This is a genomic window from Ochrobactrum sp. SFR4, from assembly GCF_019730395.1.
Taxonomy (GTDB): Bacteria; Pseudomonadota; Alphaproteobacteria; order Rhizobiales; family Rhizobiaceae; genus Pseudochrobactrum.
Genome location: NZ_JAAPBB010001196.1, coordinates 1 through 245, shown reverse-complemented (window position 1 = coordinate 245; position 245 = coordinate 1). Strand labels below are relative to the sequence as shown.

Below are 245 nucleotides of genomic sequence, written 5' to 3'. Positions count from 1 at the left end.
ATGGCCACTGCCGTTCAGAAGATCACCCTGTCGTCCTCGCGCGACATTCCGTTCAACAAGCTGGTGCTCAGCCAGTCCAACGTCCGGCGCGTCAAGGCCGGAATCTCGGTCGAGGAACTGGCCGAGTCCATCGCCCGCCGCGGCCTGATCCAGTCCCTGCATGTCCGCCCGGTAGTGGATGCCGAGGGCAAGGAAACCGGCATGTTCGAGGTGCCCGCCGGCGGTCGCCGCTTTCGGGCGCTGGA

1 protein-coding gene is annotated in these 245 nt (G+C 66.1%); it reads left to right on the top strand.

What is annotated here, in order from left to right; genetic code table 11:
* Positions 1-245 (top strand): ParB/RepB/Spo0J family partition protein (locus HBA93_RS22830; protein ID WP_221724754.1); only part of this gene is annotated, 245 nt, incomplete at its 3' end.